The sequence below is a fragment of the Saccharopolyspora rhizosphaerae genome (assembly GCF_003931915.1).
Classification (GTDB): domain Bacteria; phylum Actinomycetota; class Actinomycetes; order Mycobacteriales; family Pseudonocardiaceae; genus Saccharopolyspora; species Saccharopolyspora rhizosphaerae.
The window spans coordinates 201,495-221,609 of the sequence record NZ_RSAA01000006.1 but is presented as its reverse complement, the minus strand read 5'-3'; the positions used below and the strand labels follow the sequence as shown (position 1 = coordinate 221,609).

Below are 20,115 nucleotides of genomic sequence, written 5' to 3'. Positions count from 1 at the left end.
GAGCCGGGGACGCTGCGCGCCGGTCTGGGCCCGAGGGCGGCGAGCTGGTGGCTGACCCGGTGCTCAGACGGTTTGGGGTTTGCGGGTGAAGAAGGCGCGGCCGAGCGGTTCGACGACGCGCGCGGCGACCGGGCCGATGATGGCCATGAGCAGGACGTAGGCCGTGGCCAGGGCTGCGAGCTTGCTGTCCACGGCGCCGGAGGCGACCGCCAGGCCCGCGATGACGATGGAGAACTCGCCGCGCGCCACGAGTGCCGCACCTGCGCGCAGCCGACCCATCCGGGCCACGCCCTGCATGCGGGCCGCGAACCAGCCGGTGAGCACCTTCGTGAAGCAGGTCAGCACGGCCAGGCCCAGCGCGACCGGCAGCACCGGCGGGATCTGCACCGGGTCGGTGTTGAGGCCGAAGACGACGAAGAACACCGCGGCGAACAGGTCGCGCAGCGGCTCGAGCATGCGGGTCGCGTTCTGCGCGGTGGACCCGGAGATCGCGATGCCGAGCAGGAAGGCGCCGACCGCCGCCGACACCTGCAGCTCCGAGGCCAGGCCCGCCACCAGCAGCGCGGCGCCGAGCAGCCGCAGCAGGAAGACCTCGGGGTCGGGGCTGTCGACCAGCGCGGAGACGTACTTGCCGAAGCGCAGCGCGATCACCAGCACCACCGTGATCACCAGCAGCGAGATGCCCACCGCGGTCATCCCGCCCACGAAGCTCACGCCGGCCAGCAGCGCGGTCAAGATCGGCAGGTAGACGGCCATCGCGAGGTCTTCGAAGACCAGGATCGACAGGATCACCGGTGTTTCGCGGTTACCGAGCCTGCCGAGGTCGCCCAGCACCTTGGCGACGATGCCGGACGAGGAGATGTAGGTGACGCCGGCCATCGCCAGCGCGCCGATCGGCCCCCAGCCGAGCGCCAGCGCGACGATCGCGCCAGGCGCGGCGTTGAGCACGATGTCGACCAGCCCCGCCACCCACGACCGGCGCAGCCCGGTGACCAGTTCGCCGGCCGAGTACTCCAGCCCGAGTAAGAGCAGCAGGAGCACCACGCCGATCTCGGAGGCGATGTGGGTGAACGGTTGGATGCCGTGCAGCGGCACGAAACCGCCGGTGCCGAACGCAACTCCACCCAGCAGGTACAGCGGGATCGGTGATATGCCGATCTTCCACGCGAGCCTCCCCAGGATGCCGAGACCGAAGAAAACCGCTCCCAGCTCGATAAGGGAGATCGCCGTGTCGTGCACCGTGTTTCCTCTCGCGTGTTCCCTGCGTATGGAGTTGTGACGGTCGGTCGGCGTCGACCTCCGCTGCTCGTTCGCTGCTCGTCCGCTCAGCCCCGGGTGAGGATCTCCTCAGCCGCGCGCAGGCCGTCGGCCGTGCCGACGACGACCACCAGGTCGCCCGCGGCGAAGACGAAGTCCGGTCGAGGCGACGGGTGGACCACGCCGTCGCGCACCACCGCGACGATCGACACCGAGGTGCGGGTGCGCATCTCGGTGTCCGCCAGCTCGCGGCCCGCGTAGGGCGAACCGGCGGGCACCGGCAGCTGCCAGGTGGTGACCCCGGCGACCTCCCGCTGCTGCTCGGAGAGCTTCGCCACCAGCTGCGGAGCCCCCAGCAGACCTGCCAGCGTGCTGGTCTCGGTGCTGGTCAGCTCGACCGAGGCGGCGACCTTGTCCGGGTCCTCGTGGTCCGAGACGATCAGCTCGAAGCGGCCGTCCCGATAGGTGATCACCCCGACGCGGTGACCGGATCCAGTGGTGAAGTCCTGGCGCGTGCCGAGCCCCGGCAGCGGAGTCACAGTTACGTCCACCCTTGCAACCTTAAGGGTGTCGCCGACTATTCCTTGATCCCCCCGGGACGCGATGTGGTCTCGGTCCGGTTCCGATCCGCAACGGGATGCGATTGGGATTCACCGGTGGCGGCCAGGCAGAATGGTTGGTTGGTTCCGGCGGCCCCGTCGGGACGGCGAGCTGAAGCGGGGAGGAACGGCGACGTGGCGCAGGCCAGGCTTCGTGGAGTGGTGGCTCTCGACGGACCGTCGGGCACCGGCAAGTCCACGGTGTCGAAGAAGTTGGCGGCGGCGCTCGGCGCGACCTACCTCGACACCGGTGCGATGTACCGGGCGGTGACGCTCGCGGTGCTGCGTGCCGGGGTCGACCCCGCCGACACCGCCGAGGTGGTCCGCGTGGCCCGCGCCGCCGAGCTGAGCATGGGCACCGATCCGCTGGCGCCGACCGTGCTGCTCGAGGGTGCCGAGGTCGAGGCCGAGATCCGCGGCCCGGAGGTCACCAGCGCGGTGTCGGCCGTCTCCGCGGTCCCCGAGGTGCGCGAGCTGCTGGTCGCCCTGCAGCGCGAGCTCATCGCCCAGGCGAGGACCGATCCCGGCGGCATGGTCGTCGAAGGCCGTGACATCGGCACGGTCGTGGTCCCCGACGCGGGCCTGAAGGTGTACCTGACGGCCTCGGCCGATGCCCGCGCCGCGCGCCGCACCGCCCAGGACGTCTCCGACGGACGGGTCAGCGACCTGCGGAGCACCCACGCGGACGTGCAGCGCCGCGACGCCCTGGACTCCGGCCGCACGGTCGCACCGCTGCGCCAGGCCGACGACGCCGTGGAGCTCGACAGCACCGAACTGGACATCGCGGGCGTGCTCGAGCAGCTCACCAAGCTCGTCGAATCCCGCGGGCTGCTGGTGGGCGCGGAATGAGCGCGCACCTCCCCGACGGGGCGTGGGCGTGGCTGCACCGGATCGCCCAGTGGATCTCCCGCCGGCCGCTGCGGGTGCCGTTCCGGGTGCGGGTGCACGGCCGGGAGCGCGTCCCGCGGGGCGGGCCGGTCGTGCTGGTGGCCAACCACAGCTCGTTGCTGGACGGACCTCTGCTGCTGGGGGTGGTGCCGCGCCCGGCGGTGTTCCTGATCAAGCAGGAGATGTTCCGGGGTGCGCTGGGCTGGTTCCTGACCCGCATCGGGCAGATCGGCGTCCGGCGCGGGGAACCCGACCGCACCCCGCTGCTGACCGCGGTGCGCGTGCTCAAGGGCGGCGGGCTCGTCGGTGTGTTCCCCGAGGGCACCCGAGGCACGGGTGACGTCGACAACGCCCAGCACGGGGCCGCGTGGCTGGCGCGCGCCTCGGGCGCGCAGATCCTGCCGGTGGCGTGCCGGGGCACGCGCCGTCCCGAAGGGGCGGGCCGTAGGCTGTTACCCAGGATCGACGTGTTGTTCGGGGAACCGATCACCCCGGCGGGCGGCAAGGGCCGCGCCGGGCTGGTGGCCGCGACCGAAACCGTGCGCACCGAACTGGTCGAGCTGATCGCCGAACTGGACCGGCTGGTCGCCGACCAGACCATTGACGATGTGAGAGGTAAACGAGCGTGACCGACGAGTCGCTGGAAGACCTGGACGGCACGTGGTCCGACGAGTCCGAGTGGGCGGAATTCGACGGGGCCGCCGCAGAAGGCGATGAGGCCCCGCCGAAGCCGCAACCGGTGCTGGCCGTGGTCGGACGCCCCAACGTGGGCAAGTCCACGCTGGTCAACCGACTTTTGGGACGTCGCGAGGCCGTCGTGCAGGACACCCCGGGCGTGACCCGGGACCGCGTCGCCTACGACGCGCTGTGGAACGGCCGCCGCTTCACGGTGGTCGACACCGGTGGCTGGGAGCCCGACGCCAAGGGCCTGCAGAGCTCGGTGGCCGCGCAGGCCGAACTGGCCATGCACACCGCCGACGCGATCGTGCTGGTCGTCGACGGCAAGGTCGGTGCCACCGCCACCGAGGAAGCCGTGGCGCGCGTGCTGCGCCGCTCGAAGCGGCCGGTGATCGTGGTGGCCAACAAGATCGACGACGAGCGCAGTGTCGCCGACGTCCACGCGCTGTGGTCGCTGGGCCTGGGTGAGCCGATGCCGGTCAGCGGTCTGCACGGGCGCGGCTCGGGCGACCTGCTGGACAAGGTGCTCGAGGCCCTGCCGGAAACGCCGCGTGAGGTCTTCGGCGCCACCGGCGGTCCCCGCCGGGTGGCGCTGGTCGGCAAGCCCAACGTCGGCAAGTCCAGCCTGCTCAACAAGCTCACCGGCGAAGACCGCTCCGTCGTGCACGACGTCGCCGGCACCACCGTCGACCCGGTCGACTCGCTGGTGGAGCTCGACGGGCAGGTGTGGCGCTTCGTCGACACCGCTGGACTGCGCAAGCGCGTCAAAACGGCCAGCGGCACCGAGTACTACGCCTCGCTGCGCACCAAGGCCGCCATCGAAGCAGCCGAGGTCGCGATCGTGCTGGTGGACGGTTCGGAACCGCTCACCGAGCAGGACCTGCGGGTGATCACCATGGTGGTCGAGTCGGGCCGTGCGCTGGTGCTGGCCTACAACAAGTGGGACCTGGTCGACGACGACCGCCGCCGCCAGCTGGAGAAGGAGATCGACCGCGAGCTGGTGCGGGTGCGCTGGGCGGAGCGGGTCAACGTCTCCGCGCTGACCGGCCGTTCGGTCGCCAAGCTGGCGCCGACGCTGCGGACCGCGCTGGACTCCTGGGACACCCGCGTGCCCACCGGCCGCCTCAACGGCTGGCTCAACGAGCTGGTCGCCGCCCAGCCACCGCCGGTGCGCAGCGGTCGCCAGCCGAAGATCCTCTTCGCCACCCAGGCGCAGACCCGGCCGCCGACGATCGTGCTGTTCACCACCGGCTTCCTGGAAGCCGGTTACCGGCGCTTCCTGGAGCGCAAGTTCCGCGAGACGTTCGGCTTCGTGGGCAGCCCGGTCCGCATCTCGGTGCGGGTCCGCGAGCGCAAGGCCAAGGGCAAGCGGTAACCCGCCCGCGCGGGTGGTCCGGGCGCTGCGGGTACCCGTTCCGGTTAGTCTGCTGGCGAACCTCGGGAAACGGCGGAGGTGAACCGGGAGGTGGCGACAACCGACGGTGCGGGGCCGATCCGGGTCGTGCTGGCCGACGACGAGCCGATGCTGCGACGCGGGCTCACGGTCCTGCTGGAGAGCGGCGGCACCATCGAGGTGGTCGGCGAGGCCGGCGACGGTGGCGGCCTGCTGTCCGAGGTGCGCGCGCACCGGCCGCAGGTGGCCCTCATCGACGTCCAGATGCCGGGCCAGGACGGCCTCTCGGCGCTCCAGGACCTGGCCCGGCTGCCCGAACCGCCGGTGTCGGCGATGCTGACGACCTTCGACCTCGACGACTACGTCACCGAGGCGCTGCGCTTCGGGGCCCAGGGGTTCCTGCTCAAGGACGCAGAACCCGAGGTGCTGGTGCGCGCGGTGCAGGACCTGGCCGCCGGGGGCGCCGTGCTCGACCCGCGGATCACCGCGCGGCTGCTGCCCCGGTTGCGCACCAGCAGCGACAACGCCCGTGAGGCGGACCTGGTCAGGGCCTTGTCCGCGCGCGAGCGGCAGGTGTTGCAGCTGCTGGCCGACGGGCGGTCCAACGCCGACATCGGGGCTCGGCTGGGATTGACCGAAGCCACGGTGAAGAGCTACGTCTCGACGGTGTTGACCAAGCTGGGCGCGCAGAACCGGGTGCAGGCCGCCCTCATCGCGCAGCGCGTCTCCGGTGTCGGCGGTGAGCGGTGAGCAGTGCGCACTGGCGGTTCTGGGGCCTGGAGGTCCTGGCCGTCGGTCTTCCGGTCGCCGCGGTGCTCGCCGTGCCCGACCCGTTCGGCTACCCGGTCGTGGCCGCGCTGGTCGCCGCGCTGCTGCTGCCGCTGCGGCACTGGTGGCCCCGGGTCTCGGTGCTGCTGTGCCTGCCCGCTCTGGCCGGCGGCCTGGGCTGGGCGGGGACCCTGGTGACGATGTTCCGGCTCGGCCGAGTGCGTCCCCACCCGCGCGAACTGGTCGGGTGGGTGCTGCTGACGTGCGTGGTCGCCGTCTCCCCGGTGCTGATCACGCAGTCGCTCCCGGCCGGCTCGATCCTGCTGACCCTGGGGTTCGTGCTGCTGTCGGCCGGTGCGCCCGCGGCGCTCGGGATGCTGGTGGCGCTGCGCGAGCAGCTGGCGGCGAGCCTGCAGCGGTTGGTCGCCGCTGGTGAGGTCGCCGCGCAGGCCAAGGCCGAGGTGGCGCGCGCCGAGGAGCGGGCCCGCATCGCGCGGGAGATCCACGACGCCGTCGGCCACCACGTCACCCTGATCGCGGTCGAGACCGCCGCCTTGGGCGCCACCACCGACGACCCTGAGGTGCGCGGCGCCGCGACCCGGGTGCGCGGTCTGGCCAAGCAGGCCTTGGCCGAGATGCGCTCGACCCTCGGCCTGGGGGAGTCCGGCGCCGCGGGGGCGGCTCGGACCATCTCCGACCTGGTCGAGCAGGCCAGGGGATCCGGGGTCGACGTGGAGCTGACAGGCGACTTGGACCAGCACGCGGTGCCGGGCGCGGTCGAGCGCGCGGCCTACCGCGTGGTGCAGGAAGCGCTCACGAACGCCTCCAAGCACGCGCCCGGAGCCGTGATCCGGGTGGGCCTGCACACCGGGTCCGACGCCGTGCAGATCGTCGTCACCAACGACGCCCCGGGCTCTGACCACGAGCCGATCGCCGACCTCGCGGGCGGCGCGGGCCTGGAAGGCCTGTCCGAGCGCGTCCGGATGGCCGGCGGCGAGCTGGACGCCGGACCCTCCGAGGACGGCGGCTTCCGCCTCGTCGCCGTGCTCCCGCAGAAACCGTGAGCTCTCGCCGACCACCGCTCCGCCTTCGCCGGAAGCAGGCCCGGAGGAAGCGGAGACCACCTGACAACGAGCGCAGCAGCCGTGAACTCCGCGCCCGTCGTCCCTGAGGAACACCGGTGCCCGGCGACACGACCTCCTCGCCGTCGAAGCCGCGGACGAACCTGCGCCGTCGCCCGGACCGCGTCCCACCGTCGAACTTCGCGAGAACGTCGACGGGGAACTTCAGCGTTCGACATTCGCGCGAACGTCGAACGCTGGCACGGCGACACGGCGGCGCGGGGGCCTGGGACAGTGGAGCTGGTCCGCCGCCGCTCGTGGACAGGGCCTAGCGGGCCAGGGACTTGCGGAGGAAGTCGACCTGCATGACCAGCAGGTTCTCGGTGGTGGTCTCGTCGGTGGGCATGTGGCTGACCCCGGCCAGCGGCACGACCGAGTGCGGGCGGGCCGCGGCCGTCAGCGCCTCCGACAGGCGCAGGGCGTGGGCGAACACGACGTTGTCGTCGACCGTGCCGTGCACGATCAGCATCGGCCGTTCCAGCTTCGCGGCGTCGCGCAGCAGCGAGTTCGCCTCGTAGACCTCCGGCGAGGTGTTCGGGTTGCCGAGGTAGCGCTCGGTGTAGTGGGTGTCGTAGAGCCGCCAGTCCACGACTCCGGCGCCGACGATCGCGGCGTGGAAGACGTCCGGGCGGCGCAGCACCGCCAGCCCGGCGAGGTAGCCGCCGAACGACCAGCCGCGGATCGCGACGCGGTCGAGGTCGAGGTCGGGGTGCTCGGCTGCGGCCGCGTGCAGCGCGTCGACCTGGTCCTGCAGCGGCGGACCGGCCAGGTCGCCGGCGATGGCGCGGTCCCAGTCCGGCCCGCGCCCGGCCATCCCTCGACCGTCGGTGATGAGCACCGCGAAGCCCTGGTCGGCGAACCACTGCGAGGTCAGGTAGCCCTGCTGGCGGGCCAGCACCCGCTGGGCGTGCGGACCGCCGTAGGGGTCGACGAGGACCGGTAGCGGGCCGTCGCCGGGGGTGTGGCCGCTGGGCAGCACCAGGGCGCTGCGCAGCCGCCGCTCGCCGAGCCGCAGCAGCTGGACGTTGAGGTCCAGGCCGTGCTCCTCGGCGTGGTTGGCGATCTCGGTGATCACCTCGGTGCCGCGACGCACCACCACGCGGGCGCGCGGGTCGTCGAGGGAGCTGCTGGCCACGACCAGGACGTCACCGCCACGCGTGCCGGTGTGCACGCCGAACCCGTCGGTCAGGCGCTCGTGGCCGTGCGCGGTGACCCGGTGGAGGTGCACTTCAGCCGGGTCGTCCCCGGAAGCGGAGACCAGCACGTCGTCCGCGCCGACGTCGAGGATGCCGCGCACCTGCAACGGCGCCTCGGTCCACGGTTCGTCGCCGACGACGAGGCGGTAGGCGCCGTCGGCGGCGTCGATGCGCACGAGCTCGCCGCGGGGCGTCCACGAGGGCCAACCCTGCTTGATGTCGATCCACTGCGGGTCGGTGTCCCGGTGCACCTCGCTGGTCTTCCCGGTCCCGGTGTCGACGGCGAGCACCAGCTGGGTGCGCTGGTCGCGGGTCTGCACCGCGATCAGCGGGCTGCCGTGGCGCGACCAGTGCGCGGTGACCAGGTACGGGTAGGTGGCGCGGTCCCACTCGATCGCGACGCGATCGCCGTTCAGGTCGATCGCGGCGAGCGAGACCTCGGCGTTGTCGGTGCCCGCGGCGGGGTAGCGGGTGGCGACCGGGACCCGGTCGGGATGGGCGGGATCACCCAGGTACCAGTGCCCTACCGGAGCCTCGTCCACGCGGGCGACCAGCAGTGCCTCGCCGTCCGGGGACCACCAGTGACCGCGGTGCCGGTCCATCTCCTCGGCCGCGATGAACTCGGCAACACCCCAGGTGATCGTCTCGCCCTCCGGCTCGACCAAGGCGCGGTCGCCGGAACCGTCCGCTTCGATCACCCGCAGCGCGCGGCCGGACAGGTAAGCGATCCGGGCTCCGTCCGGGGAGGGACGCGGGTCGGCGACCGGCTGCTGCACCGGCAGCTCGCGTGCTTCGCCGGTAGTGACGTCCACCGCGAACAACCGGCCGGACAGGGTGAACACGACCAGGTCGCCGGCACGGTCGGTGCTGTAGCCGGTGATGCCGGTGGCCCGCTCGCGGGCGCGTTCCCGGCGGGCCTGCTCCTCGGCGCTGACCTGCTCGCCCGCCTGCAGCGTCGCCGGGTCGACCAGCAACCGTTCGGTCCCGGTGGCGGTGTCGAGCACCCACAGGGCGGTGGTGCGGTCGGTGCCGCTGGTCGAGCGCAAGAACAAGACGCGCGCACCGTCTCCGACGACGGTGAAGTTGCGGGGCGCGCCCAGGCTGAAGCCCTGCGTGCGTGCGCTCCGGCGAGGAAACGTTGCGGACGACATGCGAACCACCCTGCCATCACGGACGCCCCGGTGCCGCACCAGGTCCGCCGCTCACCTCCAGCTCCGGGACCAGCGTTGACCTGCTCGCGCCCGGCTGCCGTCCCGTCGACCGGAACCGGTGTCACCCCGGGGGCCGCGAGCGGTTCCCGCGACCGGTCCGGGGGATCCGCCGGTGAGTTGGGAGGGGGGCCGGCAGGGGCTGGCGGGCAGGGTTCCGGGTGATCGCGCAAAGCCCGCTGCGGATCCGGGTGATCCGGTGCGCGGGCATCGGCTCCGGAACGGATGAGACTCCCCATGTACCTGTCGATGGTGGTGCCGTGCTTCAACGAGGAGCACGGCGTGCAACGGCTCTACGACGCGCTGGTGGAGGCGCTGGCCGGTGAGGTCCGGGACTACGAGGTGATCCTGGTCGACGACGGCAGCACCGACCGCACGCTGTGCGAGGCGCGGCGGCTCAGCGAGCACGACCCGCGTTTCCGGTACGTGTCGCTGAGTCGCAACTTCGGCAAGGAGTCCGCGGTGCTGTGCGGCCTGCGGCACGCGCGCGGCAACCGGGTGGCGCTGCTCGACGCCGACCTGCAGCACCCGCCGCGTCTGCTGCCGAGGATGCTGGTGCTGCTCGACACCGGCTACGACCAGGTCGTCGCCCGCCGCAGCCGCTCCGGCGACACCGCGTGGCGGACCGCCTTGTCCCGCACCTACTACCGGCTCGCGAGGCGGTGGTTGGACGTGTCCTTGCGGGACGGCGCGGGGGATTTCCGGGTGCTCTCGCGGCGCGCGGTGGACGCGCTGCTGTCGCTGCCGGAACACCACCGCTTCTCCAAGGGCCTGTTCGCCTGGATCGGCTTCGACACCGGCTACGTGACCTACCGCAACGTGCCCCGGCAGACCGGCGAGTCGCGGTGGCGGCTGTCAGCGCTGGTCGACCACGGCATCGACGGGCTGGTCTCGTTCAACGACGCACCGCTGCGCCCGGCGTTGGTCCTCGGCCTCCTCACCACCGGTCTCGGCTGCGTGGCCGGTGCCGTGGTGCGCGGTCGGAACCGCTGGGCGGCCGGGTTGTTCGGGCTCGGCGGTGTGCAGGTCTTCCTGCTCGGCGTGCTGGGGGAGTACGTCGGTCGAGCCTGCGCCGAGGCGCGGCGCAGGCCGCACTACGTGGTCAAGGAGTCCAGCCCTGTACCGGGACCGCCGCGCGCGGTCGAGCAGCGGTTGCGCGCCGCGGAGCTGGTGTCGTGATGTGGCGGCGGATCACCGGCTCGCAGTTCGGCCGCTTCGCCCTGGTCGGTGGCGCGAACACCTCGGTTCACTGGGCGGTGTACCTCGCGCTGTGGCTGGTGCTGCCCTACCTGCTGGCGCACGTGCTGGCCACCGCCGTCGCGACGCTGTGCTCCTACGCGTTGAACTGCCGGTTCACCTTCCGGGTACCGCCGTCGGGTCGGTCGCTGCTGCTGTTCCCGCTGGCGAGCCTGGTGCTGCTGGGTGCGAGCACCGCGGCCGTGGCCTTGGCGGTCACCGTCTTCGGCGTCGATCCGGTGCTGGCGCCGGTCGTGGGGATCGCGCTCGTGCCGGTCACCTTCGTGACCAGCCGCGCCGCCCTGACCCGCCGGCCGGGAGGTGAGTGGCGCGCTGCCGCGGCCGTGGCGCTGGCGGCGGCCGGTCTCGCCGCGATGCCGCTGCTGGTGAACCCCTCGTTCTACTTCGCCGACGACAGCGCGGCGCAGTTCTTGCCGATGTGGCACCGGCTCGGTGAACGGTTGCTGACCGGCCGGTGGGCGTTCGGTCTGGAACCGGACGCGTGGATGGGCGGCAACCTCGCGGCCGAGTCGCTGTTCGGGATCTGGAACCCGGTGCACCTGCTGGACTTCGTCCTGGTCGCGCTGATCGGGGACCTGGCGGTCGCGGCGGCCGTGGTCAAGATCCAGTCCCTGGTCTTGTTGGCGGTCGGGACCCACCTGCTGTGCCGCGCGTGCGGGGCGGGACCCGCTGCGGCAGCGGCGTTGTCGGTCGCGCTACCGGTCTCGGGCTTCGTGCTGCACTACCAGGCCGCGAGCTGGGCCGGTGGGCTGATGGGGTTCGCGTGGCTGCCGTGGGCGTGGTGGGCGCTGCGCAGGCACCTCGAGCAGCGCGCGAGCGGCGTGCTGCCCTTCGTGTTCTGCTTCCTGTGCATCTCGGCGGGTGATCCGTACGGGGTGCTCGGGTTGTGCCTGGTGTTCTGCGGGCTCGCGGTCGAGTTCGGGCCACGCCGGCTGCTGCTGATCGGCGCTGCGGCCGCGTCGTGCCTGCCGCTGGTGTTCTGGCCGGTGCTGGAGACCTCGGCGGTCGGCTGGCGTTCCGGGCGGGAGCTGTTCAACTCGGGTCTGCTGGTGCCGGGCATCGGAGATCTGCTCAACGCGAGCACGCCGGGGTTCCTGCCGCAGATCATCTCCTTCGGCGACTACCGGATGACCGTTCCCGCTGTGTTCCTGGCCTGGTTCGCCGTGCCGTTGCTGCCGTGGCTGGACTGGCGGCGGATGCCGTGGCGGCGGTGTGCGGCGGTGCTCGTCGTCGCGGGGTGTGCCGCCCTGCTGTGCCTGGGGCCGTCGAACGTGTGGATGTTCCGCTGGCCGCTGCGGCACATCGCGCTCCTGCACCTCGCGGTGGCGGTGCTGCTGGCCGTGGCGTTGACCGCTGGGCTGCGCCGGGACCGAGTGCGGGCACGGGCCGTCACGTCGGCGCTGTTGGTGCTGGGCGGGGGTTACCTCGCGGTCGCCGCGTGGCCGGCGCAGGCGCCCAAGCACCTGATCGGGCTTGTGCTGGTCACCGGGTTGGTGGTGTGCGCGCTGCGCACGAGGCTGTTCGTGGTGCTGCACCTGGGCACCGCGGTGGTGCTCGCCGTGCAACTGCTGTGGTTCCCCCTCAACCGCGACATCGCCGACTACCGCTTCCCGACGGACGTCGCCGCCCTGCGCCGGGACCACGCGCACCTGCGCGGCGGAACGGTGGTGCAGGTGGCCTCCCGGGAGCTCATCCCGCCCGAGCGGATCGCCGACCGCAGCGCGTGGTCGGAGCTGCTGCTCGGCAACATGCCCGTCGCAGCCGGGGTGCCGAGCCTGGTGTCCTACACCGGGATCGGGCACGACGCGATGCACACGACGTTGTGCCTCAACTACTTCGGCGCCACCTGCTCGCACGCCTACGACCGCCTGTGGGGCCCGGACCGGCTCGCCGACCAGCTCAAGGCCGTGCACGTCGTGGTGCAGCGACGGCTGCGCGAGATCACCGCAGCACCACCGGGGTGGCGCGTCGCGCACCGCAGCGCGGAGGTCGCGGTGCTCAGCCGCGTGGGCCCGGTTCCGTGGCCGGAGGGGCGGGTGAGCGTGGCACGCGGGGTTCGGGTGGTCGAGGACGTGCAGCGCGGCGCCCGCACCGAGGTCGTCCGCTTCACCGGGAGCGGGGAGCTGGTGTTCGCGAGGTTGTCGTGGCCGGGTTACCGGGCCGCCGTGAACGGCACTCCGGTGCCGACCTCCGCGACAGGGGCCGGCTTGCTGACCGTGCGGGTTCCACCGGGTGTCACCGGCGGTGCGGTGACCCTGACGTGGGTGCCTCCGGGGGTCGAGGTGGGTCTGCTGCTGGTCGGGCTCGGGGCGCTGGTGGCGTGGGTGCGTCCGCCGAGGTGGGCGCGGTGAGGGCCGCGGCGGTGCTGGTCGCGGTCGCGGTGCTCCTGATCGGCTCGGGAACGACTTCCGCGTCGCCGAGGCCGTCGCACTTGCAGCTCGTCGCCCACCCGGACGACGACATGCTGTTCATGAGCCCGGACGTGCCGCTGGCGATCCGCTCGGGCGCCCGCGTCGCGACGGTGTTCCTCACGGCGGGCGAGAGCGACGTGCAGCCACCCGCCGGCTACGCGGCCGACCGCCAGGCCGGTGCGCGCGCCGCGTTCGCCGCGATGGCCGGCGTCGCCGACGAGTGGAGCCGGACGGCGCTGGCGCTGCCGGGCGGTCGGTGGGCCGAGGTCCAGCAGCTCCGGCGGCGTCCGGGCGTGAGCCTGGTGTTCCTCGGTCTGCCCGACGACAACGACCCGGCCTCCCGGCACGCGCTGAGCAGGCTGTGGCGCGACCCCGCGCACCGCGTGCGGACCGTGCTCGCGACCGGGTCGGTCGCGCCCGCGAGCAGCCACGACCGCACGTCGGTGATCGCTGCGCTGGTCCGGGTCCGCGAGGAGTTCGCCCCGACGCTGGTCCGCACCCAGGACCCGCGTCCCGACCCGCGCTACCAGCAGCACTGGGGCGGAGCGCACGACCACCCGGACCACCTCGCCACCGCTCGGTTCGCCGAAGCCGCGCTGCGCGGCACCGTCGTGCCGCTGCTGCACTACCGCGACTACAACACCGCCGACGCGCCGCCGAACCTCCCGCAGCGGGTCGTGGCGGACAAGCGCGCCGTCTTCGCCCGCTACGCCGCGCACGACCCGCTGGTCGGCCTTGGCGAACCCTACGCCGCCTGGCTTTCCGCGATGCGGCTGCGGCGCCCGTGGGGGACGAGGTGGGTGACGACCGGTCGTCACGCGCACGTGCGCGGAAAGCGGTTGGTGCTCGCGGAACCGGGGGAGGAGTCCGTTGTGGACACACCTGGCTTCACGCCGCGCGAGGGTTCGGTGGCGTTCGTCGATCCCGGCCGAATGGTGGTCCAGGACCGCGAAACCGGCGCGGTGTGGCTGAAGGAGCACGACCGGCCGTGGTTCCCGCTGGGTGCTCCACCGCCGCGGCACCCGGGCGTCGACCTCGGGCCTCCGTCGGCCGCGTCGGTGCGCGGACGCGTGGTGGTCGCGGTCCGGGACGCGGGCGGTGGTGTGAGCGTCCGCGACGGCCGGGGCTGGTGCCGGCTCGGCGGGACCGACATCGGCGACGAGGTGTCCACAGTGGTCACCTCGGCCGGTGAGGCCCACGTGCTCGCGGCCTCGCGGGCGGGGATGCTGCACTGGCGGCTCACCGAGCCGGGCTGCGGCGAACTCGTGCCCTCGGACGAGCACCCGGTCGGCGGCATCGCCGCGGCCGGCGGACACGTCGCTTTTCGGAACGCCACCGGAGAGGTGGTCGTGCTGGCCGAGGAGGCGGGCTGGAAGCGAGTGCGCACCCTCGACGCTGACGCGATCACCGATCCGGCGATCGCCCCGGGACCGGTGCTGGCCTTCCGCAACGCCGACGGCCTCCTCGAGGTCCACCGGCCGGGAGCGAGGGCGGTGCTAGGGCCGGTCGAGGGCCGGCCCGCGCTGTCCCCGGACGGAGATCAGGCCGCCGCCCTGACGGGCGACGGCCTGATCAGGACTTTCCCAGTGCCCTAGGCCGACGCTCCGGCGGCGGCCGGAGCACCGGTGCGCGAGGCGCGGTGCTCGCCCGGGTCGCTGTCGTCCTTCATTCGCAGCGACAGCAGGCCCACGCCCAGGTACATCAGGCAGAACACGATCGTCGCGCCACCGCCACCGACCAGCGGGTACAGCACCGTGACCACGACCGGTCCGACGAACGCCGCGCCACCGGCGCCGAAGTTCAGCACCGCCAGCGCCGAACCCTTGTCCTTGGCGGCGACCATCGACGGCATCAGGGCCGACAGCGGCACGAAACCGGCCAGCACCAGGCCGTAGACCACGCCGAACGTCGCCGCGACGGCGAAGCTCTGCGAGGCCATCGAACTGAAGTACCAGAGCGGCGTGGCGATCGCGCAGCCCACGCAGCCGAACCAGGTCACCGTGCGGCGCCAGCCGAACCGGTCGCCGAAGACGCCGAAGAACAGGTTCGCCACGATGTTCGCGCCGTAGGCGATGGAGGCCAGCGACGCGACCTGCGCCGCGGTCAGGAAGCCGCCGTCCGGAGCCGCGGGCCCGAAGGTGAACGGGAACATGGCGAAGAACCCGTACTGCGGCGCGGTGTTGACGATGCGGATCAGACCACCGGCCAGCACTCGCCGGTCCCGCCAGAGGATGTCCACGCCCTCGGCCAGGCGTTTGAGGCTGCGCGGGTTCTCCACCGTCTCGTCGGCGATCGGCTTGAGCCCGTGCTCCTCGCGCACCGCGAAGGAACCGATCAGGACACCGGTGGTCACCACGACCAGCGACAGCACCAGGGTTTCGTAGTCGTCCAGGCCGAGCACGCCCATCGACACCGCTGCGACCGCAGCACCCAGCGTGGGCAGCCCGCCGGTGAAGGCGAACCAGAACCAGCCGGCCACCGAACCGCGCATCTTGGTGGGGCTGGCCACCTGCGCCCAGGCCAGGAACGAGAACGCGAACAGCGGGTACGCCAGGCCGCGGATGCCGTAGGTGGCCACGATGAAGACCGCGTTGTGCGAGGGCAGTGCCGCGAACAGGAACACGCACTCGAAGCCGACCCACCAGGCGCCGCCCAGCCACATCACCCGGCGCGGACCCCAGATCGCCGAGAGCGTTCCGGAGAACCACGCCGCGATCATGGCCGCGACGCCGTAGAGGGTGACCGTGGCGAACGAGGCGACCGCCCCCGGCAGCGCCCCGCCCTCGGGTCGCTGCAGGTAGTCGGACAGGAACGTGGTTTCCACGCCGTCGCCGATCATGAAGATCAGGACGGCGACGAAGCCCCAGAAGAGCTGCCGCGGGATCCCGATGCGGTCGAGGAAGCCGGCCGGTCCAGGGGACTCGGCTGCGGACGTTTGGGACATCACTGTCTCCACAGGTCGGATGTTCCGGTGCGCTCCCGCGCACCGAGCCAACGAATGTCGGCCATCATGCACCCTGTTGAAGTTAACGCACAAGATGTTAAAACGACTTCGAGGATCCTTTCGCTCGGCGATGCGGGTGGCAGGACCGGAGCGGCTCCGCGGACACCGCACGCGGCGTCCCACACAGCGGCACGGCGGGTGCGCGCTCCACGACGGGGTGGGGTGGGAGCACTGCTCGCCCTGATCAGCCCACCGGCGCCAGGCGCACCTCGGTCTGCTCGCGCATCTCCTCGACCAGGGCGTCGTCGAGCTTCCCGGCGAGCAGGACGTGGTCGAAGGCGCTGACCGGGGCCAGCTGGTGCAGCGCCGAGCGGGCCACCTTGCTGGCGTCCATCATCAGCACCTTCGTGGTGGCGCTGCTCATCATCGCCCGCTTGACCAGGACGATCTCCTGCTCCTGGTGGTAGGTGAGGCGGGCGTTCATGGCCGATGTGGACAGGAAGACGAGGTCCACCGAGAAGGTCGAGATCATCTCCTGGCACGGCAGTCCCAGGTAGGAGTCGTGCGTCCGCGAGTACTCGCCGCCCAGGCCGATCAGCCGGATGTCGGGCACGTCGCGCAGCGCCTCCTGCACCTGCCGGTAGTTGCTGACCACGGTGAGCGGGCCGACGTCCGGGAGCAGTCTGGCCAGCGCGAGCGCCGTGGTGGAGTCGTCGAGCATCACCGACGTGCCCGGTGTGATGAACCGCAGGGCTTCGGCGGCCAGCGCCTCCTTCTCCGCGGTGTGGGTGTGCAGCCGGAAGTCCGAACTGGACTCGAACACCGTCGACGGCTGCGCCGAGACCCCGCCGTGGTACTTGCGCAGCAGTCCTCGCGTCGCCAGGTCGTCGAGGTCGCGGTGCACTGTCATCAGGCTGACCCCGGTCAGCTGGGACAGCTCCGCGGCGCTCGCGAACCCCTGCGCGAGCACGTGGTCGACGATCTTCTGCTGCCGTTGGAGGCGCGGTGACTGCTTCTTCGGTGCGGACGCCATGCGCTCATCTTGCCTCGCCGAGCGCGTCGTCCGGCGCAGGCCTGCCGAAGTATCACTGGGGTAGTGACAGTTAACGGTTTGACTGTTAATTTGATGCCACCAGTGATTGGCGGGAGGTACGTATGACCCAGCCGGATCGACCGAACGGCGCTCATCGCGCGGTCGTGTTCGACATGGATGGCGTCCTGGTCGAGAGCGAGCACCTGTGGGAGCGGATGTGGTCCCGCTTCGCCGCGGCTCGCGGCCGCACCTGGACCGGGCAGGAGACCCGGCAGGTCCAGGGCATGAGCGCACCGGAGTGGGCTGCGTTCCTCGCCGAGTTCAGCCAGGCGACCGAGTCCGCCGCCGAGACCGAGCGCATCGTGGTCGACGACATGATCGCCGCGCTCGACGGCGGTGAGATCGAGCTCCTGCCCGGCGCGGAGAAGATGGTCACCGACGTCGCCGCCCGCGCACCCATCGCGCTGGCCTCCTCGGCACCGCGACGCCTCATCGACGCCGTCCTCGACCGGCACGCGCTGACCCCGCACTTCTCCGCGACCGTGTCCAGCGCCGAAGTGCCGCGCGGCAAGCCCAGCCCCGACGTCTACCTGGCCGCGGCCGACAAGCTCGGCCACGAACCGGCGGACTGCCTGGCCGTCGAGGACTCCAGCAACGGGTTGCGCGCGGCCGCCCGCGCGGGCATGACGGTGGTGGCGATCCCGAACGGGGACTACCCGCCGGCCGAGGACGCGCTCGCCGGAGCCACCCACATCGCCACCGACCTCGACGACGTGCGGCTGCGCCTGGTGGGGTCGCTGCCGCAGGCACGCTGAGCCGCACGCACCTCGCGACAAGGGAGTCCAGGAGATGACCAACGTTCTGGCCGCCGGCGACCACTTCGTGCACCCCGAGGTGTTCGTCGACGCACTGCGCCGCGCCACCGAGCGCGACCTGCACTTCGACACGCTGAAGCTGCCGTGGCCGGTGGAGCCGTTCGGCCCGGTCGGCAACGTGCAGGAGGCCAGCGGTACGGAGCAGCGGCTGCTCGACGCGCTCGGCGCACACGAGATCGTCGCCACCCAGATGGCACCGTTCACCGGCGACGTCCTCAACGCCGCCGAGAACCTCAAGTTCGTCGGCGTCTGCCGGGGCGGCCCGGTCAACGTCGACCTCCAGGCGGCCACCGACAACGGCGTCATCGTCAGCTACGCCCCCGGTCGCAACGCCGCTGCCGCCGCGGAGTTCGCGGTGGGCCTGATGCTCGCCGCGCTGCGCCGGATCCCCGGTTCGGACGCCGAGCTCAAGGACGGCAACTGGCGCGGTGACTACTACGCCTACGAGAACGCCGGCATCGAGCTCGAAGGCTCCACCGCCGGGCTCGTCGGCTACGGCGCGATCGGGCGCATCGTGGCCCGCGTGTTGCGCGCCTTCGGTGCGAAGGTGCTGGTCGCGGACCCGTTCGTGAGCGCGGCCGACGTCGCCGACGAGGGCGTGGAGCTCGTCGAGCTGGAGGACCTGCTGCGGCGCAGCTCGGTGGTCAGCCTGCACGCCCGGCTGACCCCGGAGACCCAGCACCTGCTCAACGCCGACAACCTCAAGCTGCTGCCCAAAGGCGCGGTGCTGGTCAACTCCGCTCGCGGCGGCCTGCTGGACTACGCGCCGCTGCCCGACCTGCTGCGGGCCGGCAAGCTCGGCGCGCTGGCCGTTGACGTCTACGACATCGAGCCGCCGCCCCGCGACTGGCCGCTGTTCGACGCGCCGAACGTGATCACCACGCCGCACCTGGCCGGTGCGACCAGGCAGACCGCGCACCGGGCCGCCGAGATCGTGGCCGGTGAGGTCGCGCGCTTCCTCGACGGACGCCGGCCCCGCTTCGTGGCCAACCCGGACGTGCTGGCCCAGTTCGAGGACCTGCAGCCATGATCATCGGAGTCGACGTCGGCACCTCGGTGACCAAGGCCTCGCTGCTCGGCCGCGACGGGACGGCGAAGCTGACCCGCAGCGTGCGCTCCACCCTGCACCGGCCCGCGCCGGGCCTGGTGGAGCAGGACCTCGACGAGGTCGTCGATTCGGTCGTCCAGGTCGTCCGCGAGGTCGCGGCCGCGGCCACCGAGCCCGTCCAGGCGCTGGCCATCACCGGGCAGGGCGACGGGCTGTGGTTGCGCGACGAGAGCGGGCGCAGCGTCGGGCGGGCCATCTCGTGGCTGGACGCCCGCGCGGCCGACGTGCTGCGCCGGTGGGAGACCGACGGCGTGCAGCGGGAGGTGCACGGGCTCACCGGCTCCGGCATGTTCCCGGGCTCGGCCGGGCCGCTGCTGGCCCACCTCGCCGAGCACGAGCCCGACCGCCTGGAGCGCGCGGCCGTCGCCGGGTACTGCGTGGACGCGATCGTGCAGCGCTTCACCGGTGAGATCACCGTGGACGCCTCCGACGCCTCGATGCCGTTCCTGGACGTGCCCGCGCGCGAGTACTCCACCGAGGCGCTGCGCGCCTGCGGCATCGCTGAGCACCGCCGGTTGCTGGCCGAAACCACCCCGGTCGGCAAGCTCTTCGCGCTCTCCGCGGACGCGGCGACCGACCTCGGGCTCCCGTCGGGCTTGCCGGTCTCGGCCGGTCCGTTCGACCTGCCGGCCTGCGCCTTCGGCTCCGGCGTCGGCGCGGTCGGCGACGGCAGCCTCGTCATCGGCACGACCCTGGGGTGCCAGGTGCTGCGCGACGACGTCGTCATCGACCCGCAGGGCGAGCCCGCCGGGATGTGGCTGGCCACGCCGCTCCCGCAGCGCTACCTGCGGGTGATGCCGGCGATGGTCGGCACCGCGAACCTCGACTGGGTGCTGGCGATGACCGGCTCCAGCGTCGACCAGCTGGAGTCCCTGCTCGCGCAGAGCCGGCCGGGCGCCGGCGGTGTGTCGGCGCTGTCGTTCCTGTCGTCCTCCGGTGAGCGCGCGCCGTTCGTCGACTCGCGGGCGCGTGGGCAGTTCACCGGGCTGTCGCTGGAGACCACGCCCGCCGACCTGGTGCGCTCGATGTGCGAGGCCGTCGCCTACGCCGCGCGGCACAACCTGGAGAGCGCGGGTCTCAGCGGCGAGGTCGCGGCCTGCGGCGGCGGGGCGCGTTCCCAAGCGTGGAGCCAGATCTTCGCCGACGTGCTGGGCCGTTCGCTGCACGTCCCGCACGAGGAGGGCGTCGGCGCGCGCGGCGCGGCGATGACCGCGTGGGACTCGCTGGGCGAGCCCGTCGACCGCGAGCGCTGGGCCGCGGACCGGCGCGTGGTGCGACCCGATCCGAAGAACGTGGAGTTCTACGACCGCGGCTACCGCGACTACCTGACCGCCATCGAACGCGCCCGGCCGCACTGGGCGCCCGTCGAGGAGGCCTGA

At 72.4% G+C, this 20,115-nt stretch carries 16 protein-coding genes; 11 read left to right on the top strand and 5 right to left on the bottom strand.

Features of this window, described 5'->3' with window-relative positions; genetic code table 11:
* Nucleotides 1–63: 63 nt before the first annotated feature.
* Nucleotides 64–1,239: a cation:proton antiporter gene (locus EIL87_RS06565; protein ID WP_125089268.1), complete on the bottom strand. Its 1,176-nt coding sequence runs from the start codon at nt 1,237–1,239 to the stop codon at nt 64–66.
* An 86-nt stretch (nt 1,240–1,325) separates the two neighbouring features.
* Nucleotides 1,326–1,808 carry a cation:proton antiporter regulatory subunit gene (locus EIL87_RS06560; protein ID WP_125089267.1) on the bottom strand — a complete coding sequence of 161 codons (483 nt, stop codon included), beginning with the start codon at nt 1,806–1,808 and terminating at the stop codon, nt 1,326–1,328.
* A gap of 207 nt (nt 1,809–2,015) precedes the next feature.
* On the opposite strand from EIL87_RS06560, the gene cmk reads away from it, so the two are divergent.
* The 5 genes from cmk to EIL87_RS06535 all read left to right on the top strand — a co-directional run bounded on the left by cmk (nt 2,016) and on the right by EIL87_RS06535 (nt 6,647).
* Entirely contained in the window at nt 2,016–2,705 is a 690-nt protein-coding gene (cmk, locus tag EIL87_RS06555; RefSeq protein ID WP_199740284.1) for a (d)CMP kinase, read from the top strand.
* Nucleotides 2,702–3,373, top strand: a complete 672-nt coding sequence (locus EIL87_RS06550; protein WP_125089265.1) for a lysophospholipid acyltransferase family protein — start codon at nt 2,702–2,704, stop codon at nt 3,371–3,373. Before cmk ends, EIL87_RS06550 begins: the two co-directional genes overlap by 4 nt.
* An 11-nt stretch (nt 3,374–3,384) precedes the next feature.
* The gene (gene der, locus EIL87_RS06545; protein WP_199740290.1) at nt 3,385–4,797 is read left to right on the top strand and encodes a ribosome biogenesis GTPase Der; all 1,413 of its coding nucleotides are present in this window, start codon (nt 3,385–3,387) and stop codon (nt 4,795–4,797) included.
* A gap of 90 nt (nt 4,798–4,887) precedes the next feature.
* On the top strand, nt 4,888–5,565 hold the full coding sequence (locus EIL87_RS06540) for a response regulator (protein ID WP_125089263.1): 678 nt from the start codon (nt 4,888–4,890) through the stop codon (nt 5,563–5,565).
* Nucleotides 5,562–6,647, top strand: coding sequence for a sensor histidine kinase (locus tag EIL87_RS06535; RefSeq protein WP_125089262.1), 1,086 nt, complete (start codon nt 5,562–5,564; stop codon nt 6,645–6,647). Before EIL87_RS06540 ends, EIL87_RS06535 begins: the two co-directional genes overlap by 4 nt.
* A gap of 325 nt (nt 6,648–6,972) precedes the next feature.
* On the opposite strand, the gene EIL87_RS06530 is transcribed toward EIL87_RS06535, so the two are convergent.
* Nucleotides 6,973–9,051: a S9 family peptidase gene (locus EIL87_RS06530; protein WP_125089261.1), complete on the bottom strand. Its 2,079-nt coding sequence runs from the start codon at nt 9,049–9,051 to the stop codon at nt 6,973–6,975.
* A gap of 294 nt (nt 9,052–9,345) precedes the next feature.
* Here EIL87_RS06530 and EIL87_RS06525 point away from each other — a divergent pair, with 294 nt between their 5' ends.
* From EIL87_RS06525 to EIL87_RS06515, 3 genes are read left to right on the top strand one after another with little or no spacing between them, the layout of a single operon-like run.
* Nucleotides 9,346–10,287, top strand: coding sequence for a glycosyltransferase family 2 protein (locus tag EIL87_RS06525; protein ID WP_125089260.1), 942 nt, complete (start codon nt 9,346–9,348; stop codon nt 10,285–10,287).
* Complete coding sequence (locus EIL87_RS06520; protein WP_125089295.1) at nt 10,287–12,716, top strand: GtrA family protein; 2,430 nt, start codon at nt 10,287–10,289, stop codon at nt 12,714–12,716. Before EIL87_RS06525 ends, EIL87_RS06520 begins: the two co-directional genes overlap by 1 nt.
* Entirely contained in the window at nt 12,713–14,371 is a 1,659-nt protein-coding gene (locus EIL87_RS06515) for a PIG-L family deacetylase (protein WP_125089259.1), read from the top strand. Before EIL87_RS06520 ends, EIL87_RS06515 begins: the two co-directional genes overlap by 4 nt.
* On the opposite strand, the gene EIL87_RS06510 is transcribed toward EIL87_RS06515, so the two are convergent.
* Nucleotides 14,368–15,720: an MFS transporter gene (locus EIL87_RS06510; RefSeq protein WP_125089258.1), complete on the bottom strand. Its 1,353-nt coding sequence runs from the start codon at nt 15,718–15,720 to the stop codon at nt 14,368–14,370. The two genes, EIL87_RS06515 and EIL87_RS06510, sit on opposite strands and share 4 nt — an antisense overlap.
* Nucleotides 15,721–15,964: 244 nt before the next feature.
* On the bottom strand, nt 15,965–16,753 hold the full coding sequence (locus tag EIL87_RS06505) for a DeoR/GlpR family DNA-binding transcription regulator (protein ID WP_125089257.1): 789 nt from the start codon (nt 16,751–16,753) through the stop codon (nt 15,965–15,967).
* Nucleotides 16,754–16,875: 122 nt separating this feature from the next.
* On the opposite strand from EIL87_RS06505, the gene EIL87_RS06500 reads away from it, so the two are divergent.
* The 3 genes from EIL87_RS06500 to EIL87_RS06490 are packed head-to-tail and all read left to right on the top strand — an operon-like array spanning nt 16,876 to nt 20,115.
* The gene (locus EIL87_RS06500) at nt 16,876–17,568 is read left to right on the top strand and encodes an HAD family hydrolase (RefSeq protein ID WP_125089256.1); all 693 of its coding nucleotides are present in this window, start codon (nt 16,876–16,878) and stop codon (nt 17,566–17,568) included.
* A 34-nt stretch (nt 17,569–17,602) separates the two neighbouring features.
* Nucleotides 17,603–18,658 carry a 2-hydroxyacid dehydrogenase gene (locus EIL87_RS06495; RefSeq protein WP_125089255.1) on the top strand — a complete coding sequence of 352 codons (1,056 nt, stop codon included), beginning with the start codon at nt 17,603–17,605 and terminating at the stop codon, nt 18,656–18,658.
* A complete protein-coding gene (locus tag EIL87_RS06490) occupies nt 18,655–20,115 on the top strand; it encodes an FGGY-family carbohydrate kinase (RefSeq protein WP_125089254.1) in 1,461 nt (486 codons plus the stop codon). Before EIL87_RS06495 ends, EIL87_RS06490 begins: the two co-directional genes overlap by 4 nt.

Excerpts from the sequence above, each read along its gene's own strand:
- EIL87_RS06500 (WP_125089256.1), top strand. The coding sequence starts at position 16,876 with ATGACCCAGCCGGATCGACCGAACGGCGCTCATCGCGCGGTCGTGTTC.
- EIL87_RS06490 (WP_125089254.1), top strand. The coding sequence starts at position 18,655 with ATGATCATCGGAGTCGACGTCGGCACCTCGGTGACCAAGGCCTCGCTG.
- EIL87_RS06550 (WP_125089265.1), top strand. The coding sequence starts at position 2,702 with ATGAGCGCGCACCTCCCCGACGGGGCGTGGGCGTGGCTGCACCGGATC.
- EIL87_RS06495 (WP_125089255.1), top strand. The coding sequence starts at position 17,603 with ATGACCAACGTTCTGGCCGCCGGCGACCACTTCGTGCACCCCGAGGTG.
- EIL87_RS06510 (WP_125089258.1), bottom strand. The coding sequence starts at position 15,720 with ATGTCCCAAACGTCCGCAGCCGAGTCCCCTGGACCGGCCGGCTTCCTC.
- EIL87_RS06505 (WP_125089257.1), bottom strand. The coding sequence starts at position 16,753 with ATGGCGTCCGCACCGAAGAAGCAGTCACCGCGCCTCCAACGGCAGCAG.
- EIL87_RS06525 (WP_125089260.1), top strand. The coding sequence starts at position 9,346 with ATGTACCTGTCGATGGTGGTGCCGTGCTTCAACGAGGAGCACGGCGTG.
- EIL87_RS06530 (WP_125089261.1), bottom strand. The coding sequence starts at position 9,051 with ATGTCGTCCGCAACGTTTCCTCGCCGGAGCGCACGCACGCAGGGCTTC.
- EIL87_RS06520 (WP_125089295.1), top strand. The coding sequence starts at position 10,287 with ATGTGGCGGCGGATCACCGGCTCGCAGTTCGGCCGCTTCGCCCTGGTC.